Origin of the sequence: Streptomyces sp. NPDC026673 (assembly GCF_040638135.1) — a bacterium.
Lineage (GTDB): Bacteria > Actinomycetota > Actinomycetes > Streptomycetales > Streptomycetaceae > Actinacidiphila.
Window position 1 is genome coordinate 267439 of sequence record NZ_JBEZXR010000001.1, and the last position, 20163, is coordinate 287601.

Here is a 20163-nt window from a genome sequence, read left to right on the forward strand (position 1 = left end):
CGGGTGTGACCGGAAGGTTGCGGGGAAACGTCTCGGGCGGGGCATAGGGTCTGTACGACCGCTGCCAGGAGAAGGGCCAGACAGTGGCATTGCAGGTGATGCAGGGCGAGCGGGACGGATGGACGATCCTGACCGTTTCCGGAGAAATGGACCTCGTGACCGCGCCTGCGGTGCGCCAGCACGTGCACGACGCGGTGGCCGACGGGCGGCGCAGCGTGGTGCTGGACCTGGCCGGGGTGCACTTCTGCGACTCCAGCGGGGTGGGCGTGCTGATCGCCGCCCGGCGGCTGATGCGGTCCTGCGCCGGGCAACTGCGCCTGATCCTCCCGAAGGACTCTCCCTCCGAGGGGGTCTCGCACGTCAACCGGGTGCTGGCCGCGCTCGGCGTGCGCCGGCTCTTCGAGGTCTTCCCCGATCTCGCCGCCGCCACGGACGACGCGGCCGGGCCGCTCTCGGCCTGACGCCTTCCACCGTGCCGGGGGCGCGGAGGGCCCCGCGCGTCGCGTGTGAGGACTCTCACATCCCATGTCCGTTTCATCCATGAGGCGCCCGTAGAAGCCCTATTGTGTTCGGCTGGGCGAAATCTGCGGAGGATGCACCTTTCGCCGGTCCTCCGCTCGCGTTACCTTCGTGCGCAGAACACACGTTCAAGGTTCTGTCCGACGGTGGGGGCGTTCGCACGGAGGTCTCCACTGGCCATGCACAATCTCGCGGGTGCCTTGGACCACGCCTCGTGGTCGTTGCGTCATTTGCACTGGTACGGAGTGGCCGTCGGTTCTCTCCTCGCCGTCAAGCTGCTGCTCTCCATCCGCCGGCGGCGCCGTCCGGAGCTCACGTTCCACCAGCCGGTGAGCCGATTCCGGCTGCACGGCGTGATCACCGTCTACAACGAGGCCCCCGCGATGCTGCGGGGCTGCCTCGAGTCGGTCCTCGCACAGACCCTGCTACCGCACTCCCTCACCGTGGTCGACGACTGTTCCGGCGACCACTCCGCCGGTGCCCTGATCGAGGAGATGCGCCCGCAGTTCCAGCGGGCCGGGGTCCGCCTCGACTTCATCCGGTTCCCCGGCAACCGCGGGAAGCGTCACGGCCTCGCCGCGGGATTCCGGCAGGAACCGGACGCGGACGTCTATCTCTGCATCGACTCCGACACGCTGCTCGACCGGCACGCCGTCGCCGAACTCGCCCGACCCTTCGCGAAGCGGCGTGTCCAGTGCGTCACCGGGCTGGTGCTCGCCCACAACCGGGGCACCAATCTCCTCACCCGCCTCATCGACATGCGGTACGTCAACGCCTTCCTCGGGGAGCGGGTCGCCTACTCCCGCCTCGGCTCGGTCCTGTGCGCCTGCGGGTCGCTGGCCATGTACCGCGGGTGGGTCGTCCGCAAGCACCTCGACGACTTCCTCGACCAGAGGTTCCTCGGACGCCCCGCGACCTTCGGGGACGACCGACGGCTGACGTACTACTGCCTCACCGAGGGGCTCTCCCTGATCCAGCCGTCGGCCGTCGGCTACACCGACGTCCCGGAGCGTCTCGGCCACTACATCCGCCAGCAGATCCGCTGGGGCAAGTCCTTCATCCGCGAGGGGTTCCTGCTCTTCGCCACATTCCGGCTGCAGCGCGTGTACTGGTGGCTGAACCTCGTCGAGCTCGTCACCTGGGTCGCGTTCACCGCGGCGCTGCTCGCCTCCCTCGTCGCCGTCCTCCTGCACCCTCAGGGCTGGACGCTGCTGGTCGGCTACCTCGGCTACATGTGCCTGATGGCGTGGCTCCGTTCCGTCCACTACCTGCGCGGCGCCGCACAGGTGAGGCTGGCCGACCGCGTGCTCACGTTCCTGGCCGCCCCGCTGTACGCGCTGCTCAACATCGGCCTGCTGCTTCCGCTGCGACTGTGGTCGCTGGCGACGCTGCGGAGCACCAACTGGGGCACCCGCGCCAAGATCGAGGTGGGCGGCGCCCACGACGACATCGCGTACCAGCCCGCCATCCCGCACCAGCGCCGAGAGGACATCGGCGCGGGCCCGTGGCCGGTCCCCGCGTACGCCGAGGCCGTCCCGCCCGCCTCCGGCTCCGTGGGCGCCCGGCGCGACCCCTCCTCACAGGACGCCTCCTCGTAGGCGGTGGGGAGACCCGGAGGCGCGCCCTTCCCGGGCCGTCCGTCCGGCCGTTCGCTCCCCCTCCGCGCACCCGTCCCGACCGGATCCCCGAGAGACCGCAGGGCGTGCCCCCGGGCACCGCCCTCCACCGAGTCAGGAGCTTCCGTGGGCTCTGCCCGTCCCGCCGCCCGCCCCACCCGCCCGGTCCCCACCGGGCGGCGGAGGCCGCGCCGCCGTGCCTGGGCGGTGGTCAAGCTCCTCGTCCTGGTGGCCGCCGTGGCCGCGGGCGGCACGGCGCTCCACCCCGTGTGGCGTGACGCGCATCAGCCGCCCCCGGAGCTGACCGTCCGCTACAAGGCGGGTGCGCCGGCGACCGCCGCCGCCGCGCGGCCGTGGCTGGACATCGTCAACACCTCCGACAAGCGTGTCCGCCTGGGCGACGTGGCGGTCCGGTACTACTTCACCGAGGACGGCGGCCCGCCGTACGTGTTCAACTGCGTCCAGGCCGCCGTCGGCTGCTCGAACATCGCGGGGCGGACCGTCGCGATGGCGGATCCCACCCCGACCGCCGACCACTACCTCGAGATCACCTTCACCACGGCCGCGGGCACGCTGGCCCCGGGGGCGAAGAGCGGAGCCATCGGGCTGCAGCTGTACCGGCCGGACGGGCGGAAGGTGAACCAGCGGAACGACCGGTCGTTCAGCCCCGGGCACAGCACCTTCCAGGCCTCGGCGCTGGTCACCGGTTACCTGGACGGCAGGCGCGTCTGGGGTGACGAGCCCGCGGGCAAGGCCACCGCCGCCACCCAGGGCTCGTCCGCTTCAGCTTCAGCTCCAGTTTCAGCCTCCGCCCCGGCCGTCCGGCCCGCGCCGCCGCCTCCCTCCGGCATCGTTTTCGACGACTTCCGGTACAGCGGCCCCCGCGATCCGGCGCTCCGCGCTCACGGCTGGCTGGTCCGCACCAGCTCGGGTGGCCCCGGTATCCACGACACCTGGTCGGCGGGAGGGGTCAGCTTCCCCGCGGACGAGGACGCCCTCGGCGGTCAGGTCCTGCGCCTGCGGGCCGCGACCGACGGGACGCCACGGGGCACCACGCAGGCCGAGGTGCACACCACCGGCACGAAGTTCCTGACGGGGACCTTCGCCGCCCGGATCCACTTCACGGACCGGCCGACCAGCGGCGGCAACGGCGACCACATCAACGAGACCTTTTACATGATCTCGCCGCACCACCGCGCCCGGTACAGCGAACTCGACAACGAGTACCAGCCGAACGGGGGCTGGGGCGCCCCGGGCCCGAGGCTCGACACGACGACCTGGCGCAGCGCGGCACAGGGGGACCGGATCACCCGGGCCACGATGTCCAGCCTCGCGGGGTGGCACACCGTGGTGACCACGGCGGCGAAGGGAGTCGTCACCTACAGCGTCGACGGGCACGAACTGTTCCGTACCAAGGGCCGTTACTACCCGACCCAAAACATGTCCGTGAACTTCAACGCGTGGTTCGTCGACCTGCCGTTCACCGGGAAGCGCACCTGGGACATGGAAGTCGACTGGTTCTACCACGACGCCAAGGCGGCCCGGTCCCCGGCGGAGGTGCTCAAGGCCGTGAACGGCCTCGCCGACCGGGGCACCAACTATGTGAACACCGTCGGCGGCTCCTGATCCCTCCCGCGGCTCGCGGGAGTGGCGGGAGGGATCAGGGCGTGCCCGGGGGCCGTCCGCCGAGGAGCCTAGGAGTCGGCCGGCGCGGGGCCCAGCGTCGTGGTGCCGATCGCCGCGCGGTGGCCCAGTCCTGTCCGGTACGCGTCCAGGGCCGCCTCCACCCGCCCGGAACGGCGCAGCAGATCCCCCAGCAGCCGGCAGATGTCCGCCAGGTCTCCGGCGGCGCCCGCGCGTTCCAGCAGGGCCAGGGCGGACACGTAGTGCTCCTCCGCGGCCTCCGGGTCGCCGCGCTCCTCCGCCAGCAGCCCGAGCAGCCGGTGCGCGCCGCCCGCGTGGACGGCACCGCGCCATGGGCCCAGCTCGTCCAGCAGCCGGGTCAGCAGCTCCTCGGCCTCGGCCGGTTTGCCGCGCCGCCGCAGCACGTCCGCCAGTTCCACCTCGACCTGGACCGTGAACAGCACGGACCGGCCGGCGGACAGCATGTCGCGGGCGGTGCGCAACTCGCGCTCCGCCTGCTCCAGGTCGCCGTCCTGGGAGTGGACGTAGCCTCGCATCCAGTGGCAGTGCGCCAGGTCCGTGTGCAGCTCCAGTCGCTGGAACAGCTCCTGCGCCTTCGCCAGGGACGCCTCGGCCTCACCGGTGCGTCCCGCGACGATCAGGGTGCGGGCGATGCTGCGGTGCATCTGGGCGACCAGGGCCGGATCCCCCGCGTCGGGGGCGAGGTTGAGTGCCTGCTCCGCGGCATGGGCGGCGCGGGCATAGGCACCCAGGTCCGTGTAGGGGCCGATGGCCGCGATGTGCAGCATCAGCAGGGCGTCGGTGTCGGGCTCGTCGCCTCCCGTGGCGGCCTGCCGTTCGAGCCGGGCGATGCCCTCCTCCAGCAGGTGCGAGGCGTACCGCACCTCGCCCGCCAGCAGATGGGAGACGGCACGTCCGCGCCGCGCCGCGGCCCGCCGGGCGTCGGTGGCCGTGGGATCCGCGGCGAGCAGCCGCTCGGCCGTCTCGAAGTGGACGCGGGCCTCCATGAGTTCGCCCGTGTCCAGAGCCGCGTCGCCGAGGCGGAGCAGCTCGAGGGGATCCTGCGGGCCGTCCTGCGGGCCGCTTTCCGGACTCGTGCCGGGACCTTCGTCCAGGCCGTCCCGCACCTGGTCCTGGCCGTCCTGTGTGCCCACCATGAACCTTTCCCGCTTCGGAGCTCTTGCGGAGGAGGGTACGCGGCTTTGCGCCGGACGTGCCTCACGCTTTCGTAAAGCGCTCCCTGAGCTTGTACTTGAGGACCTTGCGCAGGGTCTCGTTTCGGGGCAGGGCGTCCACCACCTCGAGTTGTTCGGGGAGTTTGTGGACGGCCAGGCCGGTGGCGCGGAGGAAGGCGGTGACCTCTGCGAGGGTGAGCGGTTCCGCGTCCGGCGGCTGCTCGACGACGGCGCAGACACGTTCCCCGCGCACGGGGTCGGGGAGGCCGATCACCGCGGCGTCGGCGACACCGGGGTGGCCGTAGAGGAGTTCCTCGATCTCCCGGGCCGAGACGTTCTCACCCTTACGGATGATGATGTCCTTCAGCCGGCCGGTGAGGACCAGATATCCGTCCGGGGTCAGCCTGCCGACGTCCCCGGTGCGGAGGAAGCCGTCCGCGTCGAAGGCCCGCGCGGTGAGTTCGGGGTCGGTGTAGCCCTGGCAGACGGCCTCGCCGCGCAGCCGCACCTCGCCGTCCTCGGCGATCCGTATCTCCATGGAGGCGGGCGGCCGGCCCTCGGTGGTGGCGAGCCGGTCGACGGGGTCGCGCGGCGAGCCCATGGTGATCATGGGGGCCTCGGTCATGCCGTAGCCGTGGGCGAGGGCACAGCCGAGATCGCGGACCACCTCGTGGTACAGCTCCGGTGGCTTGGGGGCGCCGCCGCCCGAGAGCAGCCGCAGGGTGGGGACGATCCTGCGTCCCGGGGGCAGCTTGCGCTGTTCGGCGAGGAAGAGCGAGTAGAAGGCGGTGCTGCCGCCCGCCATGGTGACCCCGTGCCTGCGGTAGGCCTCCAGGGACCCGGGGAGCGAGAAGTGCTCCAGCAGCAGGGCGGGAAAGCCGCACAGGAGCAGCATGACCAGGTAGTCGGGGCCGCCGATGTGCGCGTAGGGGAAGGCGATCGAGCCGACGTCGTCCGGGCCGAGCTCCAGGGCGAGGGCGAGGCAGGAGCCGCCGGCGATCAGGCTGCGGTCGGTGTGCAGGACGCCCTTGGGTTCGGAGGTGGTGCCCGAGGTCCAGTAGATCCAGCGGACCTGTGTGCCGTCCGCGGGCGGGGCGGGGAGGACGGCCGGGTCGCCCTCGGGGAGGGAGTCGTACGCGGTCAGGACGTGCTCCGCGCCGAGGCGGCGCGCCATCGCGGTGTGGTCGAAGCCGCGCCATTCGCCGGGCACGGCGAGGAGGGCGGGGCGGGTCTGGCGCAGGATGTGGCCGACCTCGTGATCGCGGTAGAAGGGCATGACCGGGGTCTGCACGGTGCCCAGGCGGGCGAGGGCGGCCGACAGGACCACCGTCTCGATCCGGGTCGGCAGCTGCCAGGCCACCGCGGTGCCGGGCCGTATGCCGAGCGCGTACAGCCCGGCGGCGACCCGTTCGGCGCGGTCCCGCAGCTGCCCGAAGGTCAGCCGGCGGTCGTCGGTGTCGAGCAGGGCCGGGGCGTCGGGGGTCAGGGCCGCCCGCCCCGCGATGAGCGCCCAGAGGGTCGGCGAGTCGCCCAGGCTTCGCATCTCTTCTCCTCCCGGCCGGTAGCTGACGGAATGTCAGATCGGCTCGCCCGGAGCGTAGGCGCCCCGTCGGGCGCGGTCCAGGGTCCGCGCGTCGCCGATGGACGCCCCGGGGCGGCGGGCGTACTGTGAATCTGACGATCCATCAGATTAAAGGAAGGGCGGGGAGCGATGGAACTGCCCCGGATCATCAGCGTCGACGACCACGTGATCGAACCCGCACATCTCTTCGAGACCTGGCTGCCGGCGAAGTACCGGGACCGCGGGCCCCAGCCCCTGACCGCCGGGATCGGGGAGCTCGCCTACGTCGGCGGCAAGTACCAGATCACGATGGACCCGGACGGGCCGCCGACCGACTGGTGGATCTACGAGGACCTGAAGTTCCCCTACAAGCGGAACATCGCCGCGGTGGGCTTCGACCGGGACGAGATGACCCTGGAGGGCATCACCCGCGAGGAGATGCGGCGCGGCTGCTGGGACCCCAAGGCCCGGCTCGCCGACATGGACCTCAACCACGTCGAGGGGTCGCTCTGCTTCCCCACCTTCCCCCGCTTCTGCGGCCAGACCTTCGCCGAGGCCAAGGACAAGGAGGTCGCCCTCGCCTGCGTCCGCGCCTACAACGACTGGATGGTCGAGGAGTGGTGCGGGGACAGCGGCGGCCGGCTGATCCCGCTCTGCCTGATCCCGCTGTGGGACATCGACCTCGCGGTCGCGGAGATCCGCCGCAACGCGGAGCGCGGCGTGCGGGCCGTCACCTTCAGCGAGATTCCCACCCACCTGGGACTGCCCAGCATCCATTCGGGGTACTGGGACCCCTTCTTCGCGGTCTGCGAGGAGACCGGGACGGTGGTGAACATGCACATCGGCTCCTCCTCGCAGATGCCCGCCGCCTCCCCGGACGCGCCGCCCGCCGTCCAGGCCTCCCTCTCCTTCAACAACGCGATGGCCTCGATGATGGACTTCCTCTTCAGCGGGGTGCTGGTACGCCATCCCCGGCTCACGCTGGCGTACAGCGAGGGGCAGATGGGCTGGATCCCGTACGCCCTGGAGCGGGCCGACGACGTCTGGGAGGAGCACCGGGCGTGGGGCGGCGTGCGCGACCTGATCCCCGAGCCGCCGTCCACCTACTACTACCGCCAGATCTTCTGCTGCTTCTTCCGCGACAAGCACGGCGTCGCCTCGATCGACGTCGTCGGCCGTGACAACGCGACCTTCGAGACCGACTACCCGCATGTCGACTCGACCTTCCCGCACACCAGGGAAGTCGCCCTCGACCATGTGAAGGGCCTCGACGACGAGACGGTCTACAAGCTCATGCGCGGCAACGCCATCCGCATGCTGGGGCTGGAGCCGGACCGGTGGACCTGACGTACACCGACGAGGAGGAGGCCTACCGGGGCGAGTTGCGGGCCTGGCTCGGCCGGGTGCTGCCCACGCTCCCGCCCGCGCCCGACCCCGCCGACTGGCCCGCCCGGCGGGCGTACGACACCGGCTGGCAGCGGACCCTGCACGAGGCGGGTTACGCCGACGTCCACTGGAACGGCGGCCCCACCCGGCGGCTGATCTTCCTGGAGGAGACCGAACGGGCGGGTGCCCCCTACGTCGGAGCGAACTTCGTCGGTCTGCTGCACGCCGGCCCCACCATCGCCGCCGAGGGGACGGCCGGGCAGCGCGAGCGCTGGCTGCCGCCGGTGCTGCGCGGGAACGAGGTGTGGTGTCAGGGCTTCAGCGAGCCCGGGGCGGGCTCGGACCTGGCGTCCCTGCGGACGCGGGCGGTGCGCGACGGCGACGCCTATGTGGTGACCGGGTCGAAGATCTGGACCTCGCACGCCGAGGTCGCCGACTGGTGCGAACTGCTGGTGCGCACCGATCCGGACGCGCCCCGGCACCGCGGCATCAGCTGGCTCGCGATGCCGATGGACGCGCCGGGCGTGACGGTGCGGCCGTTGCGGACCCTCGCCGGGACCACGGAGTTCGCCGAGGTGTTCCTCGACGAGGTGCGCGTGCCGGTCGCCAACCGGGTCGGCGCGGAGAACGACGGCTGGCGGGTGACGATGGTGACCCTCTCCTTCGAGCGCGGCACCGCCTTCGCCGGCGAGGTCGTCGCCTGCCGGCGGACCCTGCGCGAAGTGGCCTTGGCCGCCAGGGGGACGGGGGCCTGGGACGACCCGGCCCTGCGGCGCCGGTTCGGCCGGCTGGCGGCGGAGTTCGGCGTCCTGTGGCGGCTGGTCCAGTGGAACGTGAGCGCCGGGGCCCCGGGCGCCGGCGGCTCGGTCCTCAAACTGCGCTACTCGCACGCGCGCCAGGAGCTCTACGACACCGCCGCCGAGGTGCTCGGCCCCACCGGGGCCCTGGACGCCGACCGCCCGTGGACGGCGGACCGGCTGTCCTCGCTCTCGTACACCATCGCGGCGGGCACCTCGCAGATCCAGCGCAACATCGTCGCCGAGCGGATCCTCGGCCTGCCGAAGGGGGCATGAGCGGTCGTGGACTTCCGCCTCACCGAGGACCAGCAGGCGCTCGCCGCCGGGACCCGTGGACTGCTGGCGCGGGTCTACCCGGTCGAGCGTCTGCGACAGGACGCCGCCGGAACGGTCGCCGGAGCCCCCGCGACCCTCGACCGCGGTGTGTGGCGGGCGCTGGGGGAGGCCGGGTTCTTCGCACTGCGCCTGCCGGAGGAGCGGGGCGGACTCGGGCTCGGGCTCCCTGAGGCCGTGCTCGTCTTCGAGGAGGCCGGCCGGGTGCTGCTGCCGGGGCCGTTGGTGTCCACGCACCTGGCGGCCGGGCGGGTGCCCGGAGCGGCCGAGGGCACGGCGGTGGTCACCGCGGTCGACGGCGGGCTGGCCGAGTGGCTGGAGGAGTCCGACCACGTACTGGGCTCCTACGACAAGGCCGAGCCGGTCCGTTCGGTGGACCCGCTCACCCCGCTGCACCGGGTGGAGGGGGGCGCGCCGGCCACCGCAGGAGCGGCGGGCGAGCTGCTGACCTCGGCGCAGCAGACCGGCAGCGCGGCGCGCGCCCTGGAACTCGCCGTGCGGCACGCAGGGATCCGCGAGCAGTTCGGGCGGCCCATCGGATCCTTCCAGGCGGTCAAGCACCTGTGCGCGGACATGCTGGTCAGGGTCGAGATGGCGCGCACGGCGGTCCGTGCGGCGGCGGTGACCGGCGACCGGGCGGAGACGGCGGCCGCACGACTGCTGGCGGACGAGGCGGCCGTCCGCAACGCCCGGGACTGCCTGCAGATATTCGGGGGAATGGGGTTCACCTGGGAGGCAGAGGTCCATCTGCACATCAAGCGGTCATGGATCCTGCGGAGCCGGGGCTGTTCCGTGGCGGAGTGTGAGGAAGCGCTGGCGGAGCGTCTGATGAACGACACTCTTTGGGGTGTTTCGTGAATGATGTCTGATTCGTCAGGGATAAGTAGTCCCCGAGTGTCGATATCGGGTTGTGTCCGAGGTGTGACTCGTCACGCCGTGGAGTCGGCGCCCACCTCGGGTACGCTCCATCGGGTGCGTGTGGTGGCGAAACGCAACGGATGTGGCAGTCGCGGGGCCTCTGAGCCCGAGGCGCTGCCTGTACCGTGCTGTTCGATTTCGCCCCGTAATGAGCCCCGCACAGTATGCAGCACTCGTGCCCCCTTGCGCTGGAATATGCCCGAAGCGCTTGTTGCGGTGGCTGCGGGTGAATCATGCTGTGTCGCGAAGAGGTCACGTACGGTGACCCTGCCGAGGCGCGAGGCGATGTGTCCGCCGGTTCGGATGGTGTGAGCGGTGCAGGTGCTCCAGGTTCAGCTTGAGGTCGGTCCCGACCCCGCAGAGGTGGGCCGGGCCCGTCGGTGGGCCCGCTCGCGGCTGGCGGGCTCCGGGATAGGAGCGGACGAACCCGTCGCCGAGACGCTGATCCTGCTCATCTCCGAACTGGTCACCAACGCGGTTGTCCACACCGGCTGTCCCGCCGTGCTGCGGATGCTCTTCCGTTCCTCCGGCGCTGCGCAGAACGGCGAGCAGGAGACCGTGCGCGTCGAGGTGGCCGACGCCAGCGACGCGCCGCCGCGCCCGCGGCACGCCGACAACGACGAGACCGGCGGCCGGGGGCTGGAGCTCGTGGACGGGCTCGCCGACCGCTGGGGCTGGCAGCGCGAGGGCGCGGGCAAGCAGATCTGGTGCGAGATCGACCGCTGCGAGCGTCCCTCGATCGTCCCCGCGCAGTCCGTGGGCGGGCTGATCGGCCGCCCCGCCTTCTGACCGTCCCGACGGTCCTCACAGCACCGCTACCGGTGCGACCGGGCTGCCGACCCCGCCGACGAAGGGCTGGGGTGTGGCGTCCAGGAGGAACTCGTACCGCCCCACCTCGGCACAGACCTCCGACAGTGCCTCCAGATCCCAGTTCTGGCCCTGCGGCATGCCCATCTCCACGAGGTCGAGAGCATGAACGGGAAGCCACAGATCCTCGATCTCCGGCGGGAAGATCTCGAAGGTCAGGGTGTCGTTGGCGACCGCGGCCACGTCACGGGCGTGGAACCACTCGGGAGTCCGCACCGACAGCCCCGGTGACGGGTAGGCGTAGGCGTGCTTGTCGCCCGCCAGGTACACCCGCATCTGGCCGGTGCGGACCAGCACGATGTCCCCGGCGCGGACGGTGGTGCGGGCCAGTTCCTCCGCCGCGTCGAGGTCGTCGGGAGTGACGGCGTGGTCGCCGGGCAGGCGGTCGGCACCGCGGGCGCGGGCCACGTCGAGCAGGACGCCACGGGAGACCAGCGTCGTGATCTTCTCTATGCCGCTGTGGGCGGCGCCGCCGTGGGCGGTGATGGAGCCCGCGGGGCGGCCGTTGTAGATGCGACCCGAGTGTGAGACGTGGGTCAGCGCGTCCCAGTGGGTCGCCGCCTGCAGGCCCATGGTGACGATGTCGTCGCTGGTGGCGACCGTACCCGGGCCGAACATCTCCTGGTTGAGCATCACCATGGTGCGCAGCGGGTTGACCCGGCCGGGGATCATGCCCGTCTGCACCCCGTCCTGCCGCAGGGGCAGCGCGAGTGGTACGCGGCGCCCACTTCGCACGGCGCCGGCCGCCGCGCGGACGACCTCGTCGGTGATCAGGTTGAGGGTGCCGATCTCGTCGTCCCCGCCCCACCGCCCCCAGTTGTTGACGCGCTTGGCGATGTCGTGGAACTCGGCGGGGAACGCCATCGCTGCCTCCCGGTCTCAGGGCTTGTGCTGGGGTGCGTCCGTGCTCCTAAAATCTAACGGTCCGTCAGAAACTCTGAGAAGGGGCGGGACCGGACGTGGGCAACTTCCTGAGCGGAAAGGTCGTCGCGGTCACCGGCGCCGGGCGCGGCATCGGGCGGGCCGTCGCCCTCGCCTGCGCGGCCGAGGGCGCCAAGGTGGTCGTCAACGACTACGGCGTCGCGGTCGACGGCAGCGAGCCGGCCAGTGAGGTCGCGGCCGCCGTCGTGAAGGAGATCGAGGCCGCCGGCGGCGAGGCCGTCGCGGTGGCCGACGACGTCTCGGCGATGGCGGGCGGCGAACGGATCGTCACCACCGCCGTGCGGAGTTACGGCCGCGTCGACGGCGTCGTCTGCGTCGCGGGGATCCTGCGCGAGCGGATGCTCTTCAACATGAGCGAGGACGAGTGGGACCCGGTCCTCGCCACGCACCTGAAGGGCACCTTCACCGTCTTCCGCGCCGCCTCCGCCGTGATGCGCCGGCAGGGCTCCGGCACCCTCATCGGCTTCACCAGCGGCAACCACCAGGGCAGCGTCTCCCAGGCCAACTACTCCGCGGCCAAGGGCGGCATCATCTCGCTGGTGCGCAGCGCCGCACTCGGACTGCACCGCTACGGAGTGACCGCCAACTGTGTCGCCCCCGTGGCACGCACCCGGATGTCCGCCAACGTGCCCATGGAACTGACCGAGATCGGCGAACCGGAGGACGTCGCGGCCATGGTCGTCTTCCTGCTGAGCGATCACGCGCGCGAGATCACCGGGCAGGTCTACACGGTCGCCGGACCCAAGATCGCGGTCTGGGCCCAGCCCCGCGAGCTGCGCGCCGCCTACGCCGACGGCGAGGGCTGGACACCGCAGCGCATCGCGGCGGCCCTGCCGGGCACGGTCGGCACCGACCCCATGCCGATGCTCGCCCGGCTCGAGGCCATGCGCGCCGCCGCAGCCGCCTCCCGAGGGCAGTGACGGCCCGGCACCGAGGAGAGGGCGGACCATGGACTTCACCTTCGGCCCGGAGACCGAGGCCTTCCGCGCGGAGGCACGGGAGTGGCTGACGGCGCACCCGGACCGCGCGTCCGGAAGAGAGTGGGAGCGGGAACTCGGCGCCGCCGGATGGATCGGCCTCGGATGGCGCGGCGACTACGGCAACCGGCGCGCCACCCTTCCCCAGCAGGTCGCCTGGGGCGAGGAGTACGCCCGGGCCGGGGCGCCCGCCCGTTCCGGGCACATCGGCGAGAACCTGCTCGCCCCCACCCTGGAGGCGCACGGCACCGATGCCCAGCGCGACCGCTTCCTGCCCGCGATCGCCCGGGGCGAGGAACTGTGGTGTCAGGGCTACAGCGAGCCCGGAGCGGGCTCCGACCTGGCCGGCGTCCGCACGGCGGCCACCGCGGACCGCGACGCCGAAGGCCCCTGCTATCGCGTGAGCGGCCAGAAGATCTGGACCTCACTCGCCCAGGACGCCGACTGGTGCTTCGTCCTGGCCCGCACCGACCCCGCCTCCCGCCGCCACCGCGGACTGAGCTTCCTGCTCGTGCCCATGGACCAGCCCGGCAGGATCGAGGTGCGCCCCATCCGCCAACTCACCGGCACCGCCGAGTTCAACGAGGTCTTCTTCGACGGGGCACGCGCCGACGCGGCCCATGTCGTCGGCGCGGAGGGCGACGGCTGGCAGGTGGCCATGGCCCTCCTGGGCTTCGAGCGCGGGGTCTCCACCCTTGTGCAGCAGATCGGCTTCGAACGCGAACTGCGCCAGGTCGTCGACCGTGCCGTGGCCTCCGGGGCGGCGGCCGACCCCGTGCTGCGGGACCGGCTGGTGCGCCAGTGGGCCGAACTGCGCACGATGCGCTGGAACGCCCTGCGGACGCTGGGCACCGCGGATCCGGCCGCCCCCAGCGTCGCCAAACTGCTGTGGGCCGGCTGGCACCAGCGGCTCGGCGAACTGGCCGTCGCCGTACGCGGAGCCCCCGCCGCGACCGGACCCGCGCCGTGGGAGCCGGAGCGGCCCTACGAACTCGACCAGGCCCAGCGGATGTTCCTCTTCAGCCGCGCCGACACCATCTACGGCGGCTCGGACGAGATCCAGCGCACGATCATCGCCGAGCGGGTGCTCGGCCTCCCGAAGGAGCCTCGCGGATGAACAGCGACGGGACGTACGCCCATTGGATCGGCGGCCGGTGGCACGAACCGGCCGGAGCTCACTATCCAGTTGTCAATCCGGCCACGGAGGAGACCGTCGGGCTCGCCCCCGAAGCGGGCCCGGCGGACGTGGACGCCGCGGTGCGCGCCGCCCGGGCGGCGTACGAGGACTGGTCGCGTACGAGCCCGGCGGAACGCGCCGCGATCCTGGAGCGGATCGCGGACGTCCTCGCCTCGCGGTCGGCGGATCTCATACCGCTGCTCCAGCAGGAGACGGGAGCGACGATCCGCGTCGCGTCGAGCATGCAGATTCCTACGGCGGTGGACCGCTTCCGTCGCTACGCGCGGGGCGCGCTGGAACCGGACATGATCCCCTTCGCGCCGCAGCCCGTGAAGGCCTCGCCGCTCGCCCCCGGCGGGCTGGTCAACGCGGCGGCGGCACGGCGTCCGCTGGGTGTGGTCGCCTGCATCACCTCCTACAACTTCCCCCTGGTGAATCTGGCCGGCAAGGTCGCCCCCGCCCTCGCCATGGGCAACACCGTCGTCGCCAAGCCCGCGCCCCAGGATCCGCTGACCTGCCTGCTGCTGGGCGGGATCATGCGGGAGGCGGGCCTGCCCGACGGGGTGTTCAACGTGATCACCGGCTCGGGCGCCGCGGCCGGCGAGGCACTGGTCGCGCACCCCGGTGTCGACATGATCAGCTTCACCGGCTCGACGGCGGTCGGGCGGGCGATCGCCCGCGTCGCGGGCGCGTCGATGAAGCGGACCCTGATGGAGCTGGGCGGCAAGGGGGCGGCGATCATCCTGGAGGACGCCGCGCCCGGCGTCCTCAGATCGGCGATATCAGCTGTCGGTTCAACATGGGCATTCCATTCAGGTCAGATCTGCACGGCGCCGACCCGTGTGCTCGTCCCCCGCGGTCAGTACGAGCAGGTGATCACCGCCCTTGAACAGTACGCCCGATCCCTCACCCTCGGGGACCCTGTGGATAACTCCACCGTCGTCGGTCCGTTGATCACCGCCGCCCAGCGCGACCACGTCGAGGCGTACATCGCCGGGGCCCGCGAGCAGGGTGCCCGCGTCGTCGCCGGCGGCACGCGCCCCGACCTCAAACCCGGCTACTACGTGGCCCCCACACTCCTCGCGGACGTCACGCCCGGCATGACCGTGGCCCAGGAGGAGATCTTCGGCCCGGTCGTCGCCGCCCTCCCGTACGACACCGAGGACGAGGCGGTCGAGATCGCCAACGGGACCCCGTACGGCCTGTACGACTACGTCTTCGGCACCGACACCGCGCGCGCCTGGGCCCTGGCCGCCCGCCTGCGCAGCGGCAACGTCGGCATCAACACCGTGCAGCGCCATCCCGAGACACCCTTCGGCGGCTTCAAGCACAGCGGGGTCGGCCGGGACGGCGGGAGCTTCGGGCTGCACGCCTACAGCGAACTCCAGGCGGTGGTGTGGTGATGAGAGGCGTGATCTTCGACGGAACGCAACCCGCGGTCGTGGACGACCTGGAGGTCCGGGCCCCGGGCCCCGGCGAGGTACTGGTCCGCATCCGGGCGGCCGGGCTCTGCCACAGCGACCTGTCCGTCATCGACGGGGTCATCCCCTTCCCCGTCCCCGTCGTCCTCGGTCACGAGGGCGCGGGGGTCGTGGAGGCGACCGGCGCCGGGGTCACCCATGTCGCGCCCGGCGACCACGTGGCCCTGTCGACCCTCGCCAACTGCGGCACCTGCCCGGACTGCGACCGGGGCCGCCCGACCATGTGCCGCAAGGCCATCGGCCGTCCCGGCAGGCCCTTCAGCCGGCAGGGGGAGCCGCTGTTCAACTTCGCCTCCAACTCCGCCTTCGCCGAACTGACCGTCGTCAAGGCCGTCCAGGCCGTGCGCATCCCCGCCGGGATCCCCCTGACCTCGGCCGCGCTCATCGGCTGCGGGGTGCTGACCGGGGTCGGCGCCGTTCTCAACCGCGCCCGGGTCGACCGCGGAGACACGGTCGTGGTCATCGGCACCGGGGGCGTCGGCCTGAACGTGCTGCAGGGCGCACGCCTCGCGGGCGCCTCGCGGATCGTCGCCGTCGACACCAATCCGGCGAAGGAGGAGCCGGCGACGCTGTTCGGCGCCACCGACTTCGTGGACTCGGCGGAGGCGGCGAGGGCGCTGCTGCCCACCGGCGCCGACCACGTCTTCGAATGCGTCGGCCATGTCGGGCTCATCCGGCAGGCCGTCGACCTCCTGGACCGCCACGGCCAGGCCGTCCTGCTCGGCGTGCCGCCGGCCGACGCCGAGGCGTCGTTCCTGGTGTCCTCCATGTACCTGGACAAGTCGATCCTGGGCTGCCGCTACGGTTCCTCGCGGCCGCAGCGCGACATCGCCCTCTACGCGGACCTGTACCGGCGGGGCCGGCTCCTGCTGGACGAACTGGTCACCCGTACCTACCCGGTGGAGGACTTCGCCAAGGCGGCGGAGGACGCCCGTGGCGGACGCGTGGCCCGGGGCGTGCTGACGTTCTGAGGAGGATCAGACCGCCGCCGTCGCCCGGAAGGTGCGCCGGTAGGCGGTGGGAGAGACGCCGAGGACGGTCTGCAGATGCTGCCGCATGGAGGCGGCCGTGCCGAACCCGGCCCTCTGGGCGACCTGGTCGACCGAGAGGTCGCTCGACTCCAGGAGGTGCCGGGCGCGCTCGACGCGCTGCTGCGTCAGCCACTGCCCCGGGCTGGTGCCCACCTCCTCCCGGAACCGGCGGGTGAAGGTGCGCACGCTCATCGCCTCGCGCTCGGCCAGCTCGCGCAGTGTCAGCGGCTGGTCGAGCCGGTCCAGCGCCCAGGAGCGTGCCGCGGCCGTGGTGGCCTGCTGGGGCTGGGGCACGGGCCGCTGGATGTACTGCGCCTGGCCGCCCTCCCGGTGCGGCGGTACGACCGTGCGGCGGGCGCTGGCGTTGGCGACGGCGGTGCCGTGGTCGCGGCGCACGATGTGCAGGCACAGGTCGATGCCGGAGGCGACACCGGCGGAGGTGAGGATGCCGCCGTTGTCGACGTACAGGACGTCGGGCTCGACCCTCACCTGGGGGAAGAGCCGTTGGAAGTGGTCCGTGCTCGACCAGTGCGTGGTCGCGCGCAGTCCGTCCAGGTAGCCGGCCGCGGCGAGGAAGTAGGAGCCGGTGCAGATGGAGACGAGCCGGGTGCCGGGGCGGATGCGGGCGAACGCGGCCGCCATCTCCTCCGGCAGCCGGCCCTCGGCATGCGCGACGGAGCGCTCGTGCGCGGCGGGGACGATGACGGTGTCGGCCGTCTCCAGCGCCTCGGGCCCGTGGGCGACGTTGATCTCGAAGTCGGCGTCGGCGCGCACCGGCCCGAGACCGTACGGGGAGCACGTCACCACCTCGTACAGATCGACCCCGCCGGCGTCCCTCGCGCCGCCGAAGATGCGGTGCGGGATGCCCACTTCGAAGGGGATCACGCCGTGCTGCACCAGGACGGCGACACGATGTGCCGGTGCCCGGAGACCGGCGGACTTCGAAGGCGTCTCCATGGATGCGGACATGGCCTGATCCTTGCACAACGTGGCCATCCGGCCACTCGTTCCGTGAAAAGCGATGCCGGATCCTGACCTGGTGACGCAGACCCCCGAGCTTCCCGCGCGGCCCCTGGCGGACAGCGGACCCTCCCTTCCCCGACCCCTCCGTACCCCCCGGATCCACCGCGCGTGGTCGGTGGCCGCCGCCGCCTTCGTCACGCTCATCGGCGCCGCGGGATTCGCCTCGCTGCCCGGCCTCCTGATCGAGCCGCTGAACGAGTCGTTCGGCTGGTCGCGGGGCATGATCGGTTTCGCCGTCTCGGTCAACCTGGCGCTGTACGGGCTCACCGCCCCCTTTGCCGCCGCCATGATGGACCGGTTCGGGATCCGCCGGGTCGTCGCGGCCGCGCTGCTCACCATCGCGACAGGCGCCGGGCTGACCGTCTTCATGACCGCGAGCTGGCAGCTCGTGCTGCTGTGGGGCGTGCTGGTCGGACTCGGCAGCGGCTCCATGGCGCTGGCCTTCGCCACCACCGTCACCAACCGGTGGTTCGAGCACCGGCGGGGCCTGGTCACGGGCATCCTGACCGCGGCCGGCGCGGCCGGCCAGCTGATCTTCCTGCCGCTGCTCGCGGTGATCGTGGACCACTCGGGCTGGCGGGCGGCCGCACTCACCGTCGCGGGCGCCGCGCTCGTCGTCGCGCCCTTTGTCTACCTGCTGCTGCGGGACCACCCGGCCGACGTGGGTCTGGCCCCCTACGGCGCCAAGGAGTTCGTGCCGAAGCCCCCTCCGGTGACGGGGGCGGCCACGCGTGCGCTCAAGGCGCTGGCGAGCGCCGCGCGCGGCGGCCCGTTCTGGCTGCTGGCGGGAACGTTCGCGATCTGCGGCGCGTCGACCAACGGCCTGGTCAAGACGCATTTCGTACCCGCCGCCCACGATCACGGGATGCCGGTGACGGCCGCCGCCTCCCTGCTCGCCGTGATCGGCGTCTTCGACATCGTGGGCACCGTCGCCTCCGGCTGGTTCACCGACCGCTTCAGCCCCCGGCGGCTGCTGGCCGCGTACTACGGACTGCGCGGACTGTCACTGGTGTTCCTGCCCGTGCTCCTGGGCGACGCCGTCCACCCGCCCATGGTGCTGTTCATCGTCTTCTACGGGCTCGACTGGGTCGCCACCGTGCCGCCCACCATCGCCTTGTGCCGCGAGTTCTACGGTGCCGACAGCGCCATCGTCTTCGGCTGGGTGCTCGCCTCCCACCAGGTGGGCGCGGCACTGGTCGCCTTCCTCGGCGGCGCGGCGCGCGACGCCTTCGGTTCCTACAACCTGGTCTGGTACGCCTCAGGGGCGCTGTGCGCGGTGGCGGCGCTGATGTCGCTGGTCATCCGGCGGAGGGCGACACCGGCCGCCGGGACGTTCCCCCTCGCGGCGTAGCCGGCCGGGAAGAGCGTCCGCGGTCAGGGCGCCAGATGGCCGAAGCGGCCGCGGTGGAAGAGCAGCGGGGCTCCGTCGTCGCCTTCGGCCGTGCAGCCCAGGTCCCGTACGCGGCCGACCACCACGAGGTGGTCGCCGCCCGTGTGCACGGCGTGGATCACGCAGTCGATCCACGCGGGCACGCCGTGCAGTCGGGGCGAGCCCGTCACGGGCGCCGGATCCCATGCCACGCCGGCGAACTTGTCCCCGCCGCTCACGGCGAAGGAACGGCACACTTCCTGCTGGCCGGCACCGAGGACGTTCACACAGAACACCCCGGCGCGTGCGATGCGCGGCCAGCTGGTGGACGTGCGCGCCACCATGAACACGACCAGCGGCGGATCGAGCGACAGCGACGCGAACGACTGGCAGGCGAACCCGGCGGGGCCGCCCTGGGCGCGGTCACCCGGCGCCGCGATCACCGTCACACCGCTCGCGAAGTTCCCCAGTACCTTGCGGAATTCGGTCTGGTCCACCGGCGCGCGCTCGTCCGGTCGTACGGCCCGCAGTTCGGGCGGCGGCAGCGGATCCACCCGTCCGGCCGTCGTCGCCGCCCCGGCCGACCGGAGGTAGCGGACGACGGCGGCCGCCATGCCTGCTTGTCCCATCACACCCCCATTGAAACTGACGGATCGTCAGATAGGAAGGGGCTCACAACACCCTTGGCGGTCCGGGCGTAGCGTGATCCGCATGGGGTGGAGTGGAGGGCCGAGGCCCGCGGCGGGGAGTGCGGACGACCCATGGGGCGACGCCGGTCGTGCGGCGGCGGTCGCGACGTACTGCGCGGTGGCGGTGGTGGCCGGAACGGCCGATCTCGTGGTGTCCCCTGCCCTGAAGTCGTCGTACGGGCCGTACGAGGGCGCGCTGGGCCTCTGCTTCCTCCCGCTGACGCTGATCCCCGTGTGGGCCTGCGTGGTCGCCGTATCCCTCCTGCACGCACTGCCCGCGACGGTCCTGGGGCACCGGCTGGCGGCGCGCACCGGTCTGCCGCGTCCACTGTGCCTTCTGGCGGTGGAGTCCGCGTTCGCGGCGGTGCTCGCGGTGCCGATCGTGTGGCTGGACGGTTCGTACCCGCTCGCCTGGGCGGTCATCGCGGCTGCCGGCGCGGTCCCGGTCCTGGTGACGTCGTTCTACGCCCGGCGTCCGGACCCGGAGGGGAAGTCGGGGTGGGCGCGTCAGAAGCAGGTCGCCCTCCAGGTCTCGGTCGCCACGATCGCGGTGGTCGGCCTGGTGCTCGCGGGCGGCCTGCTGGCCTACGGCACCGGCCTGCTGCAGGAGTACCGGCCGCCGTCCGGGGTCGGTCAGCCCGTCGAGTGAGCGCCGGGC

18 protein-coding genes are annotated in these 20163 nt (G+C 72.3%); 13 read left to right on the forward strand and 5 right to left on the reverse strand.

Features of this window, described 5'->3' with window-relative positions:
• Positions 1-98 precede the first annotated feature (98 nt).
• From AB0F62_RS01285 to AB0F62_RS01295, 3 genes are all read left to right on the forward strand, one after another.
• A complete protein-coding gene (locus AB0F62_RS01285) occupies positions 99-461 on the forward strand; it encodes an STAS domain-containing protein (protein WP_361790816.1) in 363 nt (120 codons plus the stop codon).
• A 237-nt stretch (positions 462-698) separates the two neighbouring features.
• Positions 699-2117: a glycosyltransferase gene (locus AB0F62_RS01290; RefSeq protein WP_361790629.1), complete on the forward strand. Its 1419-nt coding sequence runs from the start codon at positions 699-701 to the stop codon at positions 2115-2117.
• Positions 2118-2261: 144 nt separating this feature from the next.
• Entirely contained in the window at positions 2262-3761 is a 1500-nt protein-coding gene (locus tag AB0F62_RS01295; RefSeq protein WP_361790632.1) for a cellulose binding domain-containing protein, read from the forward strand.
• A gap of 68 nt (positions 3762-3829) precedes the next feature.
• Here the strand turns inward: AB0F62_RS01295 and AB0F62_RS01300 are convergent, their stop codons facing one another.
• Both AB0F62_RS01300 and AB0F62_RS01305 read right to left on the reverse strand, forming a co-directional pair.
• Positions 3830-4933 carry a tetratricopeptide repeat protein gene (locus tag AB0F62_RS01300; protein ID WP_361790819.1) on the reverse strand — a complete coding sequence of 368 codons (1104 nt, stop codon included), beginning with the start codon at positions 4931-4933 and terminating at the stop codon, positions 3830-3832.
• A gap of 64 nt (positions 4934-4997) precedes the next feature.
• Positions 4998-6497: an AMP-binding protein gene (locus AB0F62_RS01305; RefSeq protein WP_361790635.1), complete on the reverse strand. Its 1500-nt coding sequence runs from the start codon at positions 6495-6497 to the stop codon at positions 4998-5000.
• 168 nt (positions 6498-6665) lie between these two features.
• On the opposite strand from AB0F62_RS01305, the gene AB0F62_RS01310 reads away from it, so the two are divergent.
• The 4 genes from AB0F62_RS01310 (at position 6666) to AB0F62_RS01325 (ending at position 10738) form a co-directional block, all read left to right on the forward strand.
• Positions 6666-7862, forward strand: coding sequence for an amidohydrolase family protein (locus AB0F62_RS01310; RefSeq protein ID WP_361790638.1), 1197 nt, complete (start codon positions 6666-6668; stop codon positions 7860-7862).
• Complete coding sequence (locus tag AB0F62_RS01315; protein WP_361790641.1) at positions 7853-8974, forward strand: acyl-CoA dehydrogenase family protein; 1122 nt, start codon at positions 7853-7855, stop codon at positions 8972-8974. The genes AB0F62_RS01310 and AB0F62_RS01315 overlap by 10 nt, the downstream gene beginning before the upstream one ends.
• Before the next feature lie 6 nt (positions 8975-8980).
• Positions 8981-9889, forward strand: coding sequence for an acyl-CoA dehydrogenase family protein (locus AB0F62_RS01320; protein WP_361790644.1), 909 nt, complete (start codon positions 8981-8983; stop codon positions 9887-9889).
• Positions 9890-10264: 375 nt separating this feature from the next.
• Positions 10265-10738, forward strand: coding sequence for an ATP-binding protein (locus AB0F62_RS01325; protein WP_361790647.1), 474 nt, complete (start codon positions 10265-10267; stop codon positions 10736-10738).
• A 15-nt stretch (positions 10739-10753) separates the two neighbouring features.
• On the opposite strand, the gene AB0F62_RS01330 is transcribed toward AB0F62_RS01325, so the two are convergent.
• The gene (locus tag AB0F62_RS01330; protein WP_361790650.1) at positions 10754-11680 is read right to left on the reverse strand and encodes a cyclase family protein; all 927 of its coding nucleotides are present in this window, start codon (positions 11678-11680) and stop codon (positions 10754-10756) included.
• A gap of 95 nt (positions 11681-11775) precedes the next feature.
• Here AB0F62_RS01330 and AB0F62_RS01335 point away from each other — a divergent pair, with 95 nt between their 5' ends.
• From AB0F62_RS01335 to AB0F62_RS01350, 4 genes are read left to right on the forward strand one after another with little or no spacing between them, the layout of a single operon-like run.
• Entirely contained in the window at positions 11776-12678 is a 903-nt protein-coding gene (locus AB0F62_RS01335) for an SDR family oxidoreductase (protein ID WP_361790653.1), read from the forward strand.
• 28 nt (positions 12679-12706) lie between these two features.
• Complete coding sequence (locus tag AB0F62_RS01340; RefSeq protein ID WP_361790656.1) at positions 12707-13852, forward strand: acyl-CoA dehydrogenase family protein; 1146 nt, start codon at positions 12707-12709, stop codon at positions 13850-13852.
• The gene (locus tag AB0F62_RS01345; RefSeq protein WP_361790659.1) at positions 13849-15315 is read left to right on the forward strand and encodes an aldehyde dehydrogenase family protein; all 1467 of its coding nucleotides are present in this window, start codon (positions 13849-13851) and stop codon (positions 15313-15315) included. The genes AB0F62_RS01340 and AB0F62_RS01345 overlap by 4 nt, the downstream gene beginning before the upstream one ends.
• Positions 15315-16364, forward strand: coding sequence for a Zn-dependent alcohol dehydrogenase (locus AB0F62_RS01350; RefSeq protein WP_361790662.1), 1050 nt, complete (start codon positions 15315-15317; stop codon positions 16362-16364). The genes AB0F62_RS01345 and AB0F62_RS01350 overlap by 1 nt, the downstream gene beginning before the upstream one ends.
• A gap of 6 nt (positions 16365-16370) precedes the next feature.
• Here the strand turns inward: AB0F62_RS01350 and AB0F62_RS01355 are convergent, their stop codons facing one another.
• Positions 16371-17393 carry a helix-turn-helix domain-containing protein gene (locus tag AB0F62_RS01355; RefSeq protein WP_361790665.1) on the reverse strand — a complete coding sequence of 341 codons (1023 nt, stop codon included), beginning with the start codon at positions 17391-17393 and terminating at the stop codon, positions 16371-16373.
• A gap of 70 nt (positions 17394-17463) precedes the next feature.
• Here AB0F62_RS01355 and AB0F62_RS01360 point away from each other — a divergent pair, with 70 nt between their 5' ends.
• A complete protein-coding gene (locus AB0F62_RS01360) occupies positions 17464-18798 on the forward strand; it encodes an MFS transporter (RefSeq protein WP_361790668.1) in 1335 nt (444 codons plus the stop codon).
• A gap of 23 nt (positions 18799-18821) precedes the next feature.
• Here AB0F62_RS01360 and AB0F62_RS01365 read toward each other — a convergent pair whose 3' ends face one another.
• Positions 18822-19445, reverse strand: coding sequence for a flavin reductase family protein (locus AB0F62_RS01365; RefSeq protein WP_361790822.1), 624 nt, complete (start codon positions 19443-19445; stop codon positions 18822-18824).
• An 82-nt stretch (positions 19446-19527) separates the two neighbouring features.
• Here AB0F62_RS01365 and AB0F62_RS01370 point away from each other — a divergent pair, with 82 nt between their 5' ends.
• Positions 19528-20154, forward strand: coding sequence for a hypothetical protein (locus tag AB0F62_RS01370; RefSeq protein WP_361790671.1), 627 nt, complete (start codon positions 19528-19530; stop codon positions 20152-20154).
• The last annotated feature ends 9 nt before the right edge of the window (positions 20155-20163 follow it).